The organism is Colwellia ponticola, from assembly GCF_005885605.1.
In the GTDB taxonomy this organism is placed as follows: Bacteria; Pseudomonadota; Gammaproteobacteria; order Enterobacterales; family Alteromonadaceae; genus Colwellia; species Colwellia ponticola.
Genome location: NZ_SZVP01000003.1, coordinates 195,191 through 213,968, shown reverse-complemented (window position 1 = coordinate 213,968; position 18,778 = coordinate 195,191). Strand labels below are relative to the sequence as shown.

Sequence of the window (18,778 nt, the reverse complement as noted above, 5' to 3'; positions counted from 1 at the left end):
GGCGCTACTGCTAGCCAAGGTAGCCTGAACATCGACTAAAACGCTGAGCTAATATCCTCATTACCAATCAATGCCTTGCCTTTAAGCCTTTTAATTCTCGCTGAGTGGAAAATAACTTAATAGACTTGGTATAATACCTAAAGTATTATTCTATAGCGTTGATCAAAATCGTAACATTATTCGTATGACACTATTTTGATGGTATGAATAATAGTGATGAAACGTTCTTTATATTGGCTAACTAACGATCTTAGAGTCAATGACAATACAGCGCTTACTTTAGCCAGTCAAAGCGATAAACTGTTATGTGTTTATGTTGTTGATAAAAACTGGTTTCAAGCAGGCAACTACCAAGCAAAACCCCTAGGTAATAAACGTTGGCATTTTTTACAAGATTGCTTAACTGACTTTAATCAACGATTATTAGCGCTAGGTCAGCAACTTTACATTGTTTACGGTGATACCTTATCTAGTTTGACTAACCTTTGTCAGCAATATGATATTACCGATGTCATTACTACGCGATTACCAGGAACTTATGAAAATAGCCTTATTACTCAGCTAAGTAATCGTTTCCCACAAGTAACTGTCAATAAAGTAGAACAATTCACTCTATTTAAGCAAGACTTATTACCCTTTGAACTTGAGCAACTGCCAACTAGTTATTCAAAATTTAAAAAAGCCATAGTTGATACGGTGATTTCACCCGTTATACCTCCTACCATCGCATTGCCTAGTCCCTTTAAAAATATGCCTTCACCGACTATTTTTAGGCCGCAATGGTTACCTGATACGCCTTATCAAGAAACGACATTGGGTTTTAATTTTGTTGGCGGTGAAAAAAGTGCATTAACACACCTTGAACATTACTTTTCTTCCGATTTACCTTTAAATTATCAGGAAGTTAGGAATAATTTAGACGGTTGGGACAATAGTAGTAAATTATCGCCTTGGTTAGGCTATGGCTGTATTTCAGCGCGACAAGTAATAACGGCTATTACTGACTTTGAGAACACTCATGGTAAAAACAAATCAACCGAATGTTTATATTTAGAAATATTATGGCGTGAGTATTTTCAGTGGCTGCACTATAAAGTGGGCAGTAAAATGTACCAATTTAAAGGACTTGCGCAGCACTCACCATTAACATCTTTTTATCCAGAGCGATTTAATAAATGGTGTTTAGGCAGAACGCCTTATCCACTTGTTAATGCTTGTATGAATGAGTTAAGGCAAACCGGCTATTTAAGCAATAGAGGACGGCAAATTGTCGCCAGTTGTTTGGTTAATGAACTTAGCGTTGATTGGCGCTATGGTGCAGCTTGGTTTGAAGAACGCTTAATTGATTATGACGCGGCGGTTAATTGGGGAAATTGGCAATATATAGCGGGCGTTGGTGTTGACCCGAGAGGCGGTAGACATTTTAATATTGACAAGCAAAGCGCGCTTTATGATCCCGATGGTGCTTATACGGCTAAATGGTCTGCTCAAGATAATAATACTAACCAGTCATATCAAACCTTAGATTCTGTGGACGCCTCAGATTGGCCAGTAAGCAATAATAGCTTAACACATGACAGTTTAGCAGGTGACAATGACAGCTAACGCAGAAATGAGCAATAATTTAACCACCGGTGCTAAGGTGAGTAACGGGATAAATGTTGTTTGGCTAAAGCGAGATCTGCGCCTTAGCGATCATCAGCCACTCATGGAGTCCACTCAAGCAGGGCTGACACTGTTGTATTATGTGTTTGAACCGTTATTAATAGACGATCCGCATTATGATGAACGTCATTGGCGTTTTATTTATCAATCTATCGAAGATATTAATACCCAGTTAGCGCCTTTTAATACGCGTGTTTATGTGTATTTGGGTGATGCGATTGACGGACTGAATGCCATTAACCATAGTTTGCCAATAAGACGTTTATTTAGTCACGAAGAGGTTGGCCTGCTGTCAACGTTTGAACGTGATAAAGCGGTTAAACGTTGGTGTAAAACTCAAAAGATAACTTGGCAGGAAAGTGCTACAGGAGCGGTGATCCGTGGTAAAAAAAATAGAATAGACTGGGATAAGCACTGGCATAAAGTGATCAGAGCGCCGTTAAGTCAGCCTGACTTATCATTAACCACATTACTCAATCATTGCGCTATAGATAAATTACCGCAATTTTTGTTTCCTATGGGCTGGTCAACATCCAATTCACAGATGTTAAAAGGAGGTGAACTTTGGGCTAACAGAACCTTGCAATCTTTTTTAAAGGCTCGAGGTCAACAGTATCATTTTGATATCTCTAAACCGCTAGCCAGTCGTAAAAGTTGCTCTCGTCTTTCACCTTATTTAGCTTGGGGCAACATCAGCTTACGACAATTTTATCAGTGTATTTTAACCAAAAGGTCTCAACCTGGTTGGCAGCGATCTATCGACGCACTCGCTGCTCGACTGCATTGGCATTGTCACTTCATGCAAAAATTTGAAAGCGAGCATCAAATGCAGTGGCGACCCGTTAATAAAGCTTACCGGGAATTAAACTATCCTGACCGTCATTGTGGGCTCAGTGTTGAGGTGCGGTTAACGCGATGGCAAGCAGCACAAACGGGTTACCCGTTAGTGGATGCTTGTATGCGCTGCTTAATGCAAACCGGTTATATTAACTTTCGTATGCGCGCTATGCTAGTTAGCTTTCTTTGTCATCATTTATTAGTTGATTGGCGCCTAGGTGTGACACATTTAGCTAAACTATTCCTCGACTTTGAACCCGGTATTCACTATCCGCAATGTCAAATGCAAGCAGGCGTGACCGGCACTACTATTATTCGTGTTTATAATCCTGTTAAGCAATCACAAGAAAAAGATAAAGACGGGCTTTTTATTAGGCAGTGGCTGCCAGAGCTTGTTGAGCTGCCTAATGAAATTATCCATACGCCGTGGCAAATGACAGCAATGGAACAACAGCTTTACCAATGCCAACTCGGTAAAGCCTACCCATTTCCCATGGTAGATATTAACGAAACAGGTAAAATAGCCCGCGATTTATTGTGGGGTTTTCAAAAGCGTGTAGATAGCAAAAAAGAAGGTCAGCGTATTGTCGCTAAACATGTTAGAAGAGCTAAAAAAGTAGCCAGATCTAGCAAGCCTAAACAGTTAAAGAATAAAACCGATGCATAAAAAATTAACATCATACCAATTCTATTAAATTTATTCCCAACTCAGAGCTGTATTAGCGAGCTTAGAACAAGCAAAATTTGTTAAGTATAGTGAGTCTATATTTCATCAATTTTGTGCTGTTATCAGTTTGCTAATAAGCTCCCAAGGGCGAGTTTAAAAGGCTTACATGCGGCGTTATTGATTTTAACAAGGGAGTAACCATTCTCTTCAATCAATGCCTTACCTCTAAGCCTTTTAATTCTCGCTGAGTGGGAAATAACTTAATAGATTTGGTATTACCCCATAAAAATTGCCTTACTTGCAAAAGAGATTTCTTTTGGCGTAAAAAATGGCAAAGCTGTTGGGATAATGTTTTGTATTGCTCAGAGCGATGTCGACGAAATAAAAATAATTACCAATCCAATCTTAACGCTTAATAAACATTACAGTTAAAAGTAAGGTAAACCATGAAAGCAAAACATCTTAAATTGATATTAGGTGATCAACTTAACCCTATGCACAGCTGGTTTGAACAACCCGACGATGATGTTATCTATGTTATTGCAGAGCTTCACCAAGAGGCCAATTATACTAAACATCATATTCAAAAAATAACCGCTTTTTTTGCCGCTATGCATGATTTTTCTCAATACCTTGAAAGTAAAGGCCATCATGTTTGTTATTTAACCTTAGACGATACCGAAAAGTATCAAAGCCTGAGTGAGTTGCTTAACGTATTGGTCGTTAGCTATGGTTGTGAAAGCTTTACTTATCAAAGACCCGATGAATATCGTTTACAAGCACAACTCAGTGCAATGTCAGCAGTTTTAGATTTACCTGTTTATCAAGTAGAGACCGAACATTTTTTATTAGTGTTTGATGATTTACCTAGCCATTTTAAGCCAGCAACCCACGTGAGAATGGAAAACTTCTATCGCTTTATGCGCAAGCATTTTGCTCTATTAATGCAAGGGACAAAGCCTGAGGGCGGGGCGTGGAATTTTGATGCTAATAATCGTCAATCTTTTAAAGTATCTGATCTTAAAGAGATTCCCAAACCATTGGTTTTTGATAACAAAGCCGCAGCGTATTTACAGCGGATAAAAGCACATAGCATAAAAACGATAGGGCAGGAGTCCGCAACGATTGCTTATCCTATTAATCGTCAGCAATCTTTAGTATTACTTAATTTTTTCTGTAATCATCAATTGGCTAATTTTGGTAATTTTCAAGATGCGATGACGCAAGCATCGCCCTATGCCTGGAGTTTGTATCATTCACGACTTAGTTTTTCTCTTAATTGTAAAATGCTCAGCCCGATGGAAGTGATTCAAACAGCGCTACTGGCTTATGAAAACTCAGCAGGAGTCATAACGCTTGCACAAATTGAAGGTTTTATTCGGCAAATTTTAGGCTGGCGTGAGTATGTTAGAGGTATGTATTGGGCAAATATGCCAAATTATGCACAGCAAAACTTTTTAGAGGCTAAGCGAGACTTACCTGCTTTTTTTTGGACAGGTGAGACAAAAATGCAATGCTTAAGAAGTGCTATCTCTCAATCATTAGAACACGCTTATGCTCATCATATTCAGCGATTAATGATTACGGGTAACTTTGCCCTGCTTGCTGGTATAGCGCCAAGCCAAGTAGATGACTGGTATTTAGGTATCTATATAGATGCTATTGAATGGGTTGAGTTACCTAATACACGAGGTATGGCTCTGTTTGCTGATGGCGGTTGGATCGCGACAAAACCTTATGCTGCTAGTGGTAACTATGTCAATAAAATGAGTGATTATTGCAAAGGCTGTCATTATAATGTGAAAGAAAAAACTGGCGTTAAGGCTTGTCCATTAAATAGTTTATATTGGCATTTTATTGATCAAAATTATGATAAGTTTGCCTCAAATCATCGCATGAGCTTCCCAATACGCAATTGGGATAAAATGGCACAAGCAAAAAAAATAGAAATTAAGGAACATGCTGCGCAGTTATTGAATAACTTAGAGGCGCTATAGGCGCTAATAAATAATTGCGAGTGCATTGGTCTTTATTGGTTAAGTAGACGTACTATCAATACTTTATTAACTTATCAATATTGGGTTAGTCTTTATGGCATTGTTGGCAGATGAAGAATCAAGAATAATAGAAATGGCGTGGGAAGATAGAACCCCTTTTGAAGCTATCGCACAGCAGTTTCAACTGCAAGAGCCTGAGGTGATTAAATTTATGCGTAGTCGTTTAAAACCCAGAAGCTTTAGGGTATGGCGAGAGCGCGTCAGCGGGCGCACTACCAAGCATGTAAAACTTCGAGGTGATGATGTCACTAGAGGCTATTGTCCAACACAATATAAGCATCGTTAATTTAACTACGCTATAGGCACATTTAACCAATGAAACTGGTATTATGGTCACCTTCTTAATTGCTGGCATTAGTACGTGCTTATTTTTTAACACATTATTGGAATAAATCTTTACTATGAAATATCAGTCTCAACAGGGTTTTACCCACAAACAAGCTGACAAAGTGGGCGTATTAATCACTAATTTAGGCACGCCAGAAGCACCGACAAAAAAAGCGCTAAAACCTTATTTAAAGCAATTCTTATCTGATCCTCGTGTAGTAGAAGTACCAAAATTAATTTGGTGGTTTATCCTTAACGGCGTCATTTTAAGATTTAGACCAAAACGCTCAGCTCATGCATACTCTACCGTATGGACTGAAGAGGGCTCACCTTTATTAGTACACACTAAAAATCAATTTACAGGCATAGAAAAGCGCTTTGCTGATAAGTGGGGCGATGATGTCGTGGTCGATTTTGCTATGCGTTATGGTCAACCCAGTGTTGATAGCGCGATAGATAATTTACTGAATAAAGGCGCGAGAAAAATCGTGGTATTACCTTTGTATCCGCAATATTGTGCTTCTACCACAGGCTCGACTTTTGATGCCATTGCCGCAGATTTTACCCAGCGTCGCTGGTTACCTGAGTTACGTTTTATTAATCAATATCATGATCACGACCCTTATATTACTTGTATTGCACAGAGTATTAAAGCGCACTGGGCTAATCACGGCAGAGCCGACAAGTTATTGTTTTCTTATCATGGTATCCCTAAACGTTACTTGTTAAACGGTGACCCTTACCATTGTCAATGTTATAAGACTTCTCGATTAATCGCTCAAGCACTTGGCTTGCAAGCCGATGAGTATATGACGGTATTTCAATCACGTTTTGGTCGTGAAGAATGGTTAAAACCTTACACTGATGAAACGTTAAAAGGATTGCCAGCACAGGGCGTTAAATCTGTACAGGTTATTTGTCCCGGATTTTCATCAGACTGTTTAGAAACTGTCGAAGAGATTGGCGAAGAAAACCGTGAGTATTTTATGGAAAGTGGTGGTGAACGTTACGAGTATATAACATCACTTAATGCTGAGGAGGGCCACCTTGATATGCTGTTTGAATTACTTGAACAAAATATGCAGGGCTGGAAAACAGGGGATGCGCTTGGTACAGCAAAAACCTATGAAAACCGCGCCGAGTTAGCTAAAGCATTAGGTGCTGAGCAATAAAAAATAAAGCCAGAACAGCGCTTAGTTAAGCGCGAGTCTGGCTTGTTATTATATGATAAACTCATCTTCAAAGATCAATAACCTCTATCAATAACCTCCAGTAATTACTGAGTCATTAATCGCTTACTTCTAACTTAATCCACTCAAACGTTAACTCTGCTACCGCACGGTAAAATCCGCCAGGATCATAGCATTTTACTTGCTCAGTAAAGTCACTTAGCCAGGTCATTAAATAATTATTGATAAAGCTCAGTTGTACTTCAGTACTTGCTGAAGTGCTAAGATGAGCAAGGTAGGCTAACATCACGGCAATGTGATCGGCTGGCTCTGGAAAATCACGATGTATTTGCATCTCACTGTGTTGTAAAAAAGCCATCATTAGTTGGTGTAATTCACCAAAAGTTTGTTTTTGCTCTGACTTGTTATTGTCATTTGCCTGAGTGTTACTTGGCGCTTTAGTACTTGAGCCAGTATTGTCAACATTGGTAATGTATTGCCCAGCATAAGGTGAAACACTGCTTTTCCCAGCTACTAAAAACAAGCCACAAAAATCGGCAGCAAGTGTTAATAACGCTTCTTTGCTATTAAGTTCAGCTAGTTTAGCAGATAACACCTTAATACTCGGTGCTAGTGTTGGTTCAAAGGCAAGGACGTGTAAAAGCTGCTGGCCTTGCGTTGACGTTAATTGTGTAACGAAATCTTCAGTGACCTCTTTAGCAAAAAGCGTCGAAAGCAGGTTGTAGACCAGTGCTCTTGCCTGATTTTCTGCAACTAGCTCAGCACAGTCTTTTTTCGTTATTTTACTCACCTCTTTATTTTTCATCTCTGTACTCTTAGTCACTGTATTGTTCATGTTTGCACTGCTCACCGCACTCATACTCCAATTTCCAGTGGTCCATTAAATGAACTTACCGCGGGTAATTTACCGGTAAACTTCTCATAATCAACTAAGCAGGTATAAGCAGAGCACGCTTGCGCTAATTTAGATGAGCCAATATCTAAGGTTAAGGTATTAGGATCGCCATAACTACAAAGTGCGCCAATCTCAGTACCACCGTTAACACTACCATCGTTGCCAACGGGACCATACCAAGCACCTTCTTCTATACGTATCACGCCTTTAGGAAAGTTATTGCTCACTACAGCGCCAGCAAGTAATTGACCACGGTCGTTAAATACCCGTACCACATCACCGTTTTTAATACCGCGGTGTTTAGCATCTTCAGGGTTTAGATAAACAGGCTCTCTGTTTTGTATAGCGTAAGTTTGACGATATTCTTGAGATTCACACATTTGTGAATGTAAACGCTTATTGGGGTGGCAAGATTGCATCCAAATAGGGTGCTTGTCTGAACCAGGTCCGCCATGGCTGCGTTCCTTTTTCTCCATCCAAATAGGGTGACCTTTACAGTCGTCATATTGATAACGTTCAATTTTTCTACTATGTATTTCAATCATCCCTGACGGAGTCCCTAATGGATTTATTTCAGGATCTTCTCTAAAATCGGCATGACGCGTCCACGGCTCACCATCACCAAAATGCACATAACCGTCTTGCCAAAATTGTTCAAATTCAGGCATAACAAATTTACCGTCATTGTCGGCTTTACAGTCGTTGTATAGCTTTTTCAGCCAATCAAATTCACTCATGCCGCGGGTGTATTCTTTTTCTTTACCTAAAATTTTGGCAAAGCGAGTAAATATTTCATAGTCAGATAAGCTATCATACAGTGGCTCAACCATTTTTTGCATGGCAAGTACGCCTCTGTTCGCATAACTACCATAAATATCGATATCGTTTCGCTCCATAGTCGTACAGGCAGGCAGTACAATATCAGAGAAACGGCAGGTTGCGGTCCAGTTAATATCAATACTGACGACACATTCAAGTTTATGAAAAGCTTGTTTCATTCGGTTTCTATCTTGGTGATGACTCCAGGGGTTGTTACCCGAAAAAACCATCATTTTAATATCCGGATAGGTCACTTTAGCGCCATTGGCATCGATAACCTTACCTGGTTCTAATATCGCATCTACCCAGCGAGCTACTGGGATAGTGCTACTTGCGCCTTTAAAATCCTCATTATTAAATAACGGCGTTTGTCCTTCATCGAGGTTTCTTGGAAACGCACCGGGAGCTGCAGCGCCCGAAGAGGGCACACCAATACTAGAATAGTGATGACCATAACTAATACCACCGCCTGGTAAACCAATTTGACCAATCATGGTAGCTAAGACCGCCGCCATCCAGTAAGGTTGCTCGCCATGTTGCTGGCGCTGAATACACCAACCCATTAATAGTTGAGTACGACCTGAGACCATGGTTTTGGCGAGTGCTTTAATAACATCGCTAGGCACGCCTGTGATTTTTTCAGCCCAGAGTACATCTTTAGCAATACCGTCTTCTGCTCCAGTTAAATAAGGCACAAAGCGGTCAAAGCCTAAGCTGTAGGCCTTTATAAATTCTTTATCATGTAGATTGTTACTGTAGAGCTCGTAAGCAATAGCGAGCATTAAAGCAACATCTGTTTGTGGATTTACATAGATTTTTTCACAGCCCAAGTAATTTTGTGTTTTAGTGGCTACGGGATCTATGCTAATAACTCGAATTTTGCCTTGTTTTATTTTTTCTTTTAATTGCGCAAGGTATTCAAAACTCTCATGGGTTTCTGCATTCCAGCCAACTTGTAAATTTTTATAAGGGTCGTTAGCCCATAAAATAATGGTGTTAGCATTATCTAAAATAAGTGGCCAAGAGGTACCTTGTGCATACACTTCGGTTGAACCTAAGACATAAGGTAAAATTGTTTGTCCTGCGCCGGTAGAATAATCGCCAATTTTTTTAACAAAGTTACCATGCATGCCAACAGCGCGTTGCATATGACTGGTACAAGAATGTAATTGCCCGGTGGCACGCCAACCAGTTTGTCCAGCGTGTAAGCCTGATGGACCATAGTTTGTTTGTATTTCATCTAACGATTGTTTAAATAGCGTTAACGCTTGATCCCAAGTGACGCGCACAAAACGAAAATCGCCACGTTGACGAGTATCACTTTTATGCCCTTTGAGTAAAAAATCTAAACGTACCATAGGGTAGCGAATGCGTGAAGGGTTATACACTAAGCCTTTAATACCGTTGATCATATCAGTTGGATATTTATCTAACTCGAAAGGCTTTACTTGATCAATAACGCCATTTTTTCGCTTCATTCTAAAGGCACCAAAGTGCGAGCCAGTTGTTAACCAGTCATCACGATTTTTTGCGCCGACTTTTGCTAAGGCGCTCAGTGGTGTTAATACCGACGCCGTACTCGCTATCGTAAAAGAGGTCGCTAATATGGCTTTTAAAAAATTTCTTCTTTTCATGATAATTAGCTCCGATTAATGCGCTTCTTTAACAAACGTAGATGAGTGTTGTTGTAAGTACTTTTGAACTAATGCCTGTGTGTCGTCGTCCATATTGACAAAGGCAATCATACCTTGGAACATACCTGGCCAAGTATTAGCATCAAAATGCGCTTCGTCAGGTTGGGTATGACAAACACTACAGCTGGTTCTAAAGGTAGTACGTGCATAGTCCCATAGTGGTTTTTGCTCAGTAATCAAATATTCTGCATCAGTCCACAACTCGGTTTCAACGCGTTGCCATTTTAAGCCGGTCATCGTGTCTTCTTTTTCTTCAAAGCCATTAATAATACCGTCTGTTTTAGCCGCTTCTTTTGATAATTGCGCCGTTAGCATATTGATACCAAAATCAAAATAAATAACCCGCCCAAGACCAACTTTTTTACGCCAACCATCAATAGCAACTTTTACTCTATCGCCTTCACTGGCTAAAACAGTCACTTTAGTCGCCACGTTTAAGGTACCGGCCTGTACATCACCTGTGGGGCTAAAATAAAGCGGTTTGGTTAGGGCACTAAAATAGGGTTGCTCATTGGTGAATGAGCTTGGACCTGTACCAACTTCAGCGATTAATTGTGGTGCTCTAGCTGTACCCATTTCTGGTAAGGTATGGGCTATGCCTTTGTGGCAATCAACACAGCTTTGATCACGCTCTGCGGCACTTTTCATTTGTTTTTGGGCGAGTTTAGACATTGTCTCCCATTTCATAGAGTTATAGTTATGACAGTTTTTACAGGCGAGTGAGTCATCGCGCTCAAACCGAGCCCACTCTCTTGATGCCATCTCTAAACGCTTATCTTCAAATTTTTCACTGGTATTAACCGTTTGAAATAGCCAACCCCATACATCACTTGACGCTTCCATTTTACGCGCAATTTTACGTCCCCAACTATGTGGTACATGACAGTCTGGGCAAGTAGCTCGTACACCAGAATTGTTAGACCAATGCACGGTTGCTTGTAATTCTTGATAAGGTTTACTTTCCATACTATGACAGCTAATACAGAATTCTTCAGTATTGGTTGCTTCGAGTGCGGTGTTAAAACCACCCCAAAAGATAATGCCCATAATAAATGCCGTTAAGCTAATTGAGCCTAATGTTAGGTATTTAGCGGGCTTGTTAAGTGTTTGCCAAAGATCTTTGAAATATTTCATAAGATAGCCTTGTTTTCAATGTGACTTTCAATGTTGTTACGCTATATTTCCACGAGCAATAATATGCAATTAGTGGGAAACTGCATTAGTGAGGAACAATGCCGCCCATTGCTTGAATTAACCAAATAATCAAGCCATAGCCACCAATAGCAGCGACACACAATGCGGGAAATAACACCACAATAATAAAGCCTAATGCTTTAAATTCTTTAAGCTTGCTCTGACTTTCTGTTGTTTTATGTAGTTGTTTAGTGGTCATATTGAAACTCCTATTAACTATATAGTTTCAGTAAAGGTGTCGACAGACTATTATCATGTTTCATGATGTATTATTTGCCTTGTCTAATACATTATGCTGATAAATAAATTGTATACTAAAAATACAAAAAGGACTTGATAACTAAAAAAAATGTTCATAAAATATTCGCAAAGCACTCATAAAGTAAAAGAAGATAATTGAGAATCCCTTCTCTTTTTATTTTAGTACTTTTATTTTAATACTATGACTAAATAGTGTCTCTTTAGTCATTTTTCATATTGATGTTGAACAGTATTAGAAGGCTTTACTTACGCTGAATACAAAGCGTTCATTAAATATTCTTTGACCTTGCTCAGAGCCATATACTTTATGTGAACTATCAACATCCGTATCATGATAACGAACATCGATATTAAGCCCGTAAAAATCTTTGCTAAGACCTAAGTTCCAGTGAGTCCAGCCTTGTGCACCTTCGCCTGAAAGATCTTGATAGCCAAGAGAGCCAGATAAGGTAATACCATTTTCAAAGGTTTTACTGGGGTGTACAGCGTAGTTGACGCCGCTCCAACCATCAACACCAAACCAATCATTGAGAGTGGGCGTTACTTCTAGCTCAATCTTAACGGGACCAAAGTCTTTAGCAACTTTCATCCATAGTTCAGTGTAATCCATGTCGTCAACACCGGGGTAGGTATAGTGGTATAGAAAGACATTATAACTAATGTCGCTATTGCCAAAAGTACCAAATTTACCGATATAAGGTGCAAGTACCGCTCTGATATCGGGTGTTGAATCAAATTTATTGGTGGCGCTAAAGACGCCTGCGTAATAGCCCTCTTCATGTGTCCAAGTGAAACTTGCTTTAACGGCTGGAATATCACCATCAGCGACCTCTGATTCACCACGAAAAACATAATCAGTACCAATTTCGACAAAACCACTAAAAGTACCGTTAAATAGTTTGTCTTTACTTTGCTCTGCCAAAGTGACGAAAGGTATTGAAAGTAGCATGCTGCTGATTAGTAGACGATTGATATTATGTGTAACTTTTTTCATAATGCAGTACTCCATGATTAATATTAATGAGATACTCTTTTTAGTGGCAATATATTATTAGTCATATTGCTTTTTTGCATTAGGGCTGTATGCTATTAAGTCATTATTTATAAGGAGTTAATATCATTCAACACGTCTGTTAATGATGTTTTTGTTACGCTAACCTTAATCCCGGTATTGATAAATAAATCACTCGTTTTTGTTATTAACACCTTCGTATCAATAGCAGACAAACTAATAAGAATAAAGGTATCACCATGTACGCGATAGATAAGTGTGTCTGAAAAGCAATATTCGAGGTTGTTAGCAAAAGCGATGAGAAAGTTATCGCCTTCGCTCCAACCATATCTACGATTATATTGTGAAAATTCTTTTAATTCCACGATCAAATAATGATCATGATCAATAAATTGTCTATTTTTTACACAGTACGTTAAGTATTCTTTATTGTATTTTTTGGTTAGTTGATCTTTAAAGAAATAATTTAACCTTTCTTGCCCCATTAACGAGGTGGGTAATTGGCTAGTATTTTCTTCAATGGTGACATGAGTCAGAGCTTCGATGGCAATGGGAGTAATATCAGGGTTAAATTGACTGCCTGCTAAGCTATCAAGCTCAATAAGGGCTTGTTTAGCGCTTTTTCGACTTTTATAAATTCGGCTGGTTGTCATCGCATCAAAGGCATCGGCAATAATCATTATTTGACTGAGTAACGGTATCTCATCTGCTTTTAAACCATTAGGGTAACCTTTACCATCATGGTGTTCATGATGACAAATGATAATTTCTGCAGCAGCCTTAAACATCGGTATGTTAGCCAATAAATCATAACTACCCTGTACATGCTCTTTAATTAATTCATATTCAGAATGCGTTAAATGATTTGGTTTTAATAAAATATTATCAGGGGTAACTATTTTGCCTATATCATGTAATTGTCCGGCTCTATAGACTAATTCACATTGCTTGGTATTCAACCCTAATTTTTGTGCTATTAACTTACTATAACGCGCTACTCGTTCAGAGTGACCTGCGGTATAAGCATCTCGACTTTCTAGCATTTTGACCATTGAAATAAGCGTCAGTTCATAATCTTTGGTGGCTTGATTTATGCCTTCTTTGATATCTTCATGCAATTTATTAATGTGTAGGTTGGTTTTATCCCAAGCACATTGCCGACTTCTGTTTAGGTAATACAAAAATAAGCTGATGATGGTATAGAGTACAATAAAGCGCATATTTAACGTGGGGCTGGTGCTATGAGAGAACACAATCAATAATACAATAGCGGTGATTAATGTAATCAGGGTGTAAGTTAGTGAATACAAAGTAGGCAATAAGATAAAAGAGAATAGCGGTATGAGGCAAAATAAAATAATTAAAAAGTGTTGGTTTTCTAAATAACAGGCGGCAAACAGTAAGATAAGATAGGTTATAATAATGAGCGTGTTAGCTATTAAAAATGTTTCGCGGTATTTTTTATGAACAAAGTAGAAAGATAGCAATAGCACTAAAAAAAAACTATTAATGACTATCTGAAAAATATCATTGGTGATTAATCGATAAATTGTTGCGACAGAAATAATTGCAATAAGCGATAGCAATACATAACTTAAGAATGTTGTATTCTCGAGTGTTAGATAATTATTATTTACGCTTTGATTTAAATTTTTTTCCATTATATACACTTCAGTCCAAATTTTTAAACTTTATAGGCAGCGCTAATAACTCCGTGCTAATAACACCGTATAGTATTAAAAAGACATAATTAATGATAGCTGTCGACTAGCTATTATCCATACTTATTTCTTTGTTCTTTTTTTAAATAACCGTTGAGCGCTCAGTAAAACCATTAAACCATGGATACTCCTGTCGTTATAGTTACCTTCTACTTATTTTTACTTTAAATAACAAACCTCTGTGAAGGTTTATAGTATAAAGTCCTTTATGTTAAGCTGATGTTTTTGACATTTTCTATATAAGATCCTAACGCTGACCTCTCAATGCTTAACGTTTATGAGGTCATCATCCGTTAATAGCGCACTGTGATAATACCAATCTTCTCTAAATTCGCCTTTGGTGATATTTCAAAAAATTTACTTCCCCTAGTAGCAATGCCGTGGTTTAGGTATCGCGATAATGTAGATTAACCGCTTCAATTGCATAATCAGGGGTAATGAATATCGCTTTTTTTCAATAGCTTCGATTATCGCTTGAATAGTTTGATGCACCACCTGCCAGTTTTTAGTGTCATACCTGTCATGTATGAAACTACGCATTAATTAGTAAGGCCATTGTGATATAGCCATTTTTTGATGATCACAGCATTATTGTTTTATTTGATCTGGATCAAATGTTCAAAATGTTTTAAACTTTCAGAAATTATTGAAACTTGTGTATATCTATGGAAATTTCAGAAAAAAATAAGTCATTTGTTTATCACTTTGGTGAAATGGGTAGCAAGTGGGGCTTTAATCGTACTGTTGGGCAAATGTACGCATTACTCGTGATTACTGATAAACCTATTACCGCAAATGAGTTGGCGAGTACGCTCAATATTTCTCGTGGCAATGTCAGTATGGGCATTAAAGAATTACAGGCATGGAAATTAGTACAAGTAACGCATGTGCCAGGCGATCGTAAAGAATATTACAACGCTATCGGTAGTGTGATGGACATGGCCAATATTGTTTTTGAAGAAAGACGAAAACGTGAAGTCGATCCAACCTTATCATTACTGCGAAATCTACTGCTCGATACGCCTGAAACCGACAGTGAAGTGTATGCTCAACAACGTATGAAAGATATTCATGACTTATTAGAGATGATTACTACTTGGGCTTCAGAACTACAAAAACTGACTCCTGAACAGTTAAATACTGTTATGAAATTAGGCGCAGGGGTAACCAAGATCTTATCGGTTAAACAAGCCCTTTTTTCTAAAAAAGAAAATGAACATTAAGAAAAATATCGTTTAAACATTAAATATAACAATGTACTGCGTATTTTCTGCGCAAGAGAGAAGTCAATATGATCAATGAAACGTTAGTAGAATTATCGCGGTGGCAGTTTGCTATTACGGCATTATTCCATTTTCTATTTGTGCCGTTAACCATAGGGTTAACCTGGATATTATTTATTATGGAGTCTGTTTATGTGATGACAGGTCGAGAGATCTATCGTGACATGACTAAGTTTTGGGGAAAATTATTTGGTATTAACTTTGCCATTGGTGTCGCGACCGGCCTTACCATGGAATTTGAGTTTGGTACTAACTGGTCATATTACTCTCATTATGTGGGAGATGTCTTTGGCGCGCCGTTAGCCATTGAAGGTTTAATGGCATTCTTTCTCGAATCAACTTTTGTTGGTATGTTCTTTTTAGGTTGGGACCGCTTAAGTAAACGTCAGCATTTAATGGGCACTTTTTTAATGGCATTGGGCACAAACTTCTCAGCGCTATGGATACTTATTGCTAACGGTTGGATGCAAAACCCTGTGGGTAGTGAATTTAATTACATGACCATGCGTATGGAGTTAGTAAGTTTTAGCGAAATTATTTTTAATCCAGTAGCACAAGTTAAGTTCATTCATACCGTTGCTGGTGGTTACGTTGCTGGTGCCATGTTTGTATTAAGTATTAGTAGTTATTACTTACTTAAAGGGCGAGATGTTGCCTTTGCCAAACGATCTTTTTCAGTAGCGGCAGGTTTTGGTTTAGCAGCAATACTATCGGTTATCTTATTAGGTGATGAGTCAGGCTATGAAGTAGGTGAAGTACAACGGGTAAAACTGGCTGCTATTGAAGCTGAATATCATACTGAGCCTGCACCTGCTGCATTTACCGTAATTGGCTTGCCTGATGATGAAGCAATGGAAACCCATTATGCGGTAAAAATACCTTATGCCTTAGGGCTTATTGCCACGCGCTCTTTAGATGGCGAAGTGATGGGGTTGCGTGATTTACAAAAAGCCCATGAGCCACGTATCCGTAATGGCATGATTGCTTATGAGTATTTAACCAAATTACGTAACGGTGAACAAACACCAGAGAACTTAGCAAAGTTCAATGAAACTAAGCACGATTTAGGTTACGGATTACTATTAAAACGCTATACCGATAACGTCGTTGATGCCACTGAAGCACAAATTCAAATGGCGGTTAAAGATTCTACGCCACCGGTTGCGCCTGTTTTTTGGGCCTTTAGGATAATGGTTGCCTGTGGATTTACTATGTTATTACTGTTTGTTTTAGCCTTTTATTTCAATGCTCGCCGTCAAATTGAGCAAAAGCGCTGGTTATTAAAGTCACTATTTTTCGCTTTACCACTCCCGTGGATAGCCATAGAAACGGGTTGGTTTGTCGCTGAATTTGGGCGCCAACCTTGGGCGATTAGTGAAGTATTGCCAACATTCTTATCTACCTCAAGCTTAGCGGCCAGTGATGTACTATTTTCTTTGATTGCTTTCATTGTGGTTTATAGCATTCTCTTTGTTATTGAAATGTACTTAATGGTTAAGTTTGCTCGTTTAGGTCCTAGTTCATTACATACCGGGCGTTATCATTTTGAACAAAAACCAGCGTTAGCGTCTGGTCTTCGCAGCCAGAATTCTTAAGGGGAAAGATATGTTTGATTATGAAACATTAAAATTTATATGGTGGGGCCTTATCGGTTTTCTTTTCATCGGCTTTGCTATCACTGATGGCATGGACATGGGCGTCGGTGGTTTATTACCCTTTGTTGCTAAAAAAGATGTTGAGCGCCGCGTGGTTATTAATACGGTTGGCGCGCATTGGGACGGTAACCAAGTGTGGTTTATTACTGCCGGCGCTTCTTTATTTGCCGCCTGGCCTTTAGTGTATGCTACTGCATTTAGTGGCTTTTATTTTGCCATGATGTTGACGTTATTTAGCTTGTTTTTACGTCCGTTAGCGTTTGATTATCGCAGTAAAATAGACTCGTTAAAGTGGCGTAATAACTGGGACAAAGCCTTGTTTGTTGGCTCTATGGTACCACCGTTAGTGTTTGGTATTGCTTTTGGTAACTTATTATTAGGTGTACCTTTTGGCTTTGACTCATTAATGCGCGTAACGTACACAGGTTCATTTTTTGCTTTGTTTACGCCTTTTACTTTATTAACCGGTGTGATCAGCGTAGCCATGATGCTAATGCATGGTTCAACCTGGTTGGTAATGCGTACCGATGCTGATGTTGCCAAACGTTCAGCCAATATTGGCCTTGTAGTGGCCTTGGTATTAGCGCTTTGCTTTATTCTTGCAGGCGTCATGGTTTGGCAAAGTGTTGATGGCTATGTGGTGGTTAGTGCGATAGATACCATGGGACAAGCACAGCCGACCATAAAAGAAGTGACCACCGGCAGCGGTGCTTGGTTAACTAATTATAATGAGACACCTATCTTATGGTTAATCCCTGTTGTTGGTATTATTGCACCACTTTTTGTTGCACTATTTCTGAGTATAAAAAGTAAAAGTACCACCATAAAAGTCTTAAGCTTTGTTGGTAGCTCATTAACTATCGCGAGTATTATTTTAACCGCCGGTATTGCTATGTTTCCATTTGTCATGCCATCAAGCAGTATACCCAGTCACAGTTTATTGATGTGGGATACGGTGTCCAGTGAAAGTACCTTGGGGTTAATGCTTGTTGTAGTTGCCTTTTTTGTGCCTATCATTCTTGGTTACACTATTTGGTGTTACAAAAAAATGTGGCGCACGGTTACTATCGCTGAAATTGAGCAAAATAGTCATAGCGCCTATTAGGTTGGTATAGCGCTTATTTACACTAAAGCTGTGCTGTTTTTATTGAGTAGTGCTCAGCACAGCTAAGCACAAGCAAGAACAGTGAAAAAGAGGAAAAATTATGTGGTATTTTAGTTGGATTTTAGGCGTATTACTGGCGGTGTCTCTGGGCATCATTAATGTCATGTGGTACGAAATGGAGCAGCATGTCGATAATACGGCCAAAGATCAAGATAGCGATGAAAAGCCTTGATAAGGTAAGTATATCGGCAATGTAAACGCCACTTAACGGCTTCTTAAACAACAAGTTCAGTGAGCCGTTAAATCATAAAGCGACATTAAAATGACGACGATTAAACGTGAAGAGTAAATGCGAATATTAAGCGAGTCACACTGGCTAAGTAAATCGCTGATACC

16 protein-coding genes are annotated in these 18,778 nt (G+C 38.8%); 10 read left to right on the top strand and 6 right to left on the bottom strand.

The genetic code is table 11. The features are described 5' to 3' along the window. Positions 1-216 precede the first annotated feature (216 nt). The 6 genes from FCS21_RS05660 to hemH all read left to right on the top strand — a co-directional run bounded on the left by FCS21_RS05660 (position 217) and on the right by hemH (position 6,725). On the top strand, positions 217-1,605 hold the full coding sequence (locus FCS21_RS05660) for a DASH family cryptochrome (RefSeq protein ID WP_138621289.1): 1,389 nt from the start codon (positions 217-219) through the stop codon (positions 1,603-1,605). Then, positions 1,595-3,169, top strand: coding sequence for a cryptochrome/deoxyribodipyrimidine photo-lyase family protein (locus tag FCS21_RS05655; RefSeq protein WP_246047043.1), 1,575 nt, complete (start codon positions 1,595-1,597; stop codon positions 3,167-3,169). The genes FCS21_RS05660 and FCS21_RS05655 overlap by 11 nt, the downstream gene beginning before the upstream one ends. Positions 3,170-3,432: 263 nt before the next feature. Then, entirely contained in the window at positions 3,433-3,585 is a 153-nt protein-coding gene (locus FCS21_RS05650; protein WP_138621473.1) for a DUF2256 domain-containing protein, read from the top strand. A gap of 30 nt (positions 3,586-3,615) precedes the next feature. After that, entirely contained in the window at positions 3,616-5,166 is a 1,551-nt protein-coding gene (locus tag FCS21_RS05645; protein ID WP_138621287.1) for a cryptochrome/photolyase family protein, read from the top strand. 94 nt (positions 5,167-5,260) lie between these two features. Further along, entirely contained in the window at positions 5,261-5,512 is a 252-nt protein-coding gene (locus FCS21_RS05640; RefSeq protein ID WP_138621285.1) for a TIGR03643 family protein, read from the top strand. Positions 5,513-5,627: 115 nt separating this feature from the next. Then, the gene (gene hemH / locus FCS21_RS05635) at positions 5,628-6,725 is read left to right on the top strand and encodes a ferrochelatase (protein ID WP_138621283.1); all 1,098 of its coding nucleotides are present in this window, start codon (positions 5,628-5,630) and stop codon (positions 6,723-6,725) included. A 115-nt stretch (positions 6,726-6,840) separates the two neighbouring features. On the opposite strand, the gene torD is transcribed toward hemH, so the two are convergent. The 6 genes from torD to FCS21_RS05605 all read right to left on the bottom strand — a co-directional run bounded on the left by torD (position 6,841) and on the right by FCS21_RS05605 (position 14,279). Further along, complete coding sequence (gene torD / locus FCS21_RS05630; RefSeq protein ID WP_246047042.1) at positions 6,841-7,578, bottom strand: molecular chaperone TorD; 738 nt, start codon at positions 7,576-7,578, stop codon at positions 6,841-6,843. Between the two features lie 20 nt (positions 7,579-7,598). After that, complete coding sequence (gene torA / locus FCS21_RS05625; RefSeq protein ID WP_138621281.1) at positions 7,599-10,091, bottom strand: trimethylamine-N-oxide reductase TorA; 2,493 nt, start codon at positions 10,089-10,091, stop codon at positions 7,599-7,601. 15 nt (positions 10,092-10,106) lie between these two features. Continuing rightward, positions 10,107-11,285: a pentaheme c-type cytochrome TorC gene (torC, locus tag FCS21_RS05620; protein ID WP_138621279.1), complete on the bottom strand. Its 1,179-nt coding sequence runs from the start codon at positions 11,283-11,285 to the stop codon at positions 10,107-10,109. Positions 11,286-11,370: 85 nt separating this feature from the next. Then, positions 11,371-11,544, bottom strand: a complete 174-nt coding sequence (gene torE / locus FCS21_RS05615; protein ID WP_138621277.1) for a trimethylamine N-oxide reductase system protein TorE — start codon at positions 11,542-11,544, stop codon at positions 11,371-11,373. 294 nt (positions 11,545-11,838) lie between these two features. Next, positions 11,839-12,600 (bottom strand): TorF family putative porin, encoded by a 762-nt coding sequence (locus FCS21_RS05610; protein ID WP_138621275.1) that lies wholly within the window; start codon positions 12,598-12,600, stop codon positions 11,839-11,841. 107 nt (positions 12,601-12,707) lie between these two features. Further along, the gene (locus FCS21_RS05605; RefSeq protein ID WP_138621273.1) at positions 12,708-14,279 is read right to left on the bottom strand and encodes an HD domain-containing phosphohydrolase; all 1,572 of its coding nucleotides are present in this window, start codon (positions 14,277-14,279) and stop codon (positions 12,708-12,710) included. Between the two features lie 725 nt (positions 14,280-15,004). Here FCS21_RS05605 and FCS21_RS05600 point away from each other — a divergent pair. The 4 genes from FCS21_RS05600 (at position 15,005) to cydX (ending at position 18,614) form a co-directional block, all read left to right on the top strand. After that, positions 15,005-15,562, top strand: a complete 558-nt coding sequence (locus tag FCS21_RS05600; protein ID WP_138621271.1) for a GbsR/MarR family transcriptional regulator — start codon at positions 15,005-15,007, stop codon at positions 15,560-15,562. Between the two features lie 68 nt (positions 15,563-15,630). After that, positions 15,631-17,217 (top strand): cytochrome ubiquinol oxidase subunit I, encoded by a 1,587-nt coding sequence (locus FCS21_RS05595; protein ID WP_138621269.1) that lies wholly within the window; start codon positions 15,631-15,633, stop codon positions 17,215-17,217. A gap of 10 nt (positions 17,218-17,227) precedes the next feature. Then, a complete protein-coding gene (gene cydB / locus FCS21_RS05590) occupies positions 17,228-18,382 on the top strand; it encodes a cytochrome d ubiquinol oxidase subunit II (protein WP_138621267.1) in 1,155 nt (384 codons plus the stop codon). Positions 18,383-18,482: 100 nt separating this feature from the next. Continuing rightward, positions 18,483-18,614, top strand: coding sequence for a cytochrome bd-I oxidase subunit CydX (gene cydX, locus FCS21_RS05585; RefSeq protein ID WP_138621265.1), 132 nt, complete (start codon positions 18,483-18,485; stop codon positions 18,612-18,614). Positions 18,615-18,778: the final 164 nt, after the last annotated feature.